1 protein-coding gene is annotated in these 797 nt (G+C 50.1%); it reads right to left on the reverse strand.

All coding sequences use genetic code 11. The features are described from left to right. Nucleotides 1-112: 112 nt before the first annotated feature. Nucleotides 113-797, reverse strand: a 685-nt coding sequence (locus ACOCD2_RS23240) for a restriction endonuclease subunit S (RefSeq protein ID WP_305801471.1), incomplete at its 5' end; no start/stop codon positions are given.

A 797-nucleotide genomic window follows, 5' to 3' on the forward strand; every position in this document is an offset into this window, starting at 1 on the left:
GATATTGATCATCCTCGGGATGCTCAGAATGGCTGGCCTGCGTTACCTGCGGCAACAGAGCCTTGCCGTCCAGATCAGAGCGAAGGAGACTGTTCGGCACAGAAGGTTGCATCTATGCCACCTCCTGCGGGAAAAGCTGCTGCATCAGGCCTTTCTTGAGGTTCTTGAGGGCGTCGAGCTTGTGCGACTCCAGCCCGATCACCTCATCAAGGGAGGAGAGGCAGTGGGCGATTTTTTGTTGTTCCTTCGGATTCGGCACAGAAAGCGGCATTGCTAAAAAATCGCTATTGGAGATTGCCATTCTGTCGTGCCGCGCTCCAGTACTACCAACTTTGCGCATGTAGGAATGCCAAGCAGATGAATTAAAATAATGCGCAAAAAAATCAGTGTCAGATTGTCTGAAGCTAAAAACAGTATACAGAGGCGACATTACGCCTTTTCCAACATCATTCCTTGAAATAGGTCCGACTGGGGCAAAAGAAGAGATTCTAGGGTTGTAAACGAAATCCCCCTGATCAACAACAAAATAATTCTCTAAATTACCCTGAATCGCTATATCTTTGTCAAAATACTCACGTTGATCCAATACGCCATGCTCTGCTGAGTTGGTTAGCACGCGCTTAATCTTTCCCTTTTGATTTCTCTCAGTTCCCCTGCCTGCCAACTTTATTAACTCCTTCACCTCCCACGCCCCCGCCTCCCGAAACTCAGGAAAGCGCAGGCGGGGTGTGGTTTCGCCCTCGGCGGGGAAGAGCTGCTGCATCAGGCCCTTCTTGTGCTGTTTCAGGGCCTGGACC

Source organism: Thiolapillus sp. (genome assembly GCF_048562965.1).
In the GTDB taxonomy this organism is placed as follows: Bacteria; Pseudomonadota; Gammaproteobacteria; order Chromatiales; family Chromatiaceae; genus Thiolapillus; species Thiolapillus brandeum_A.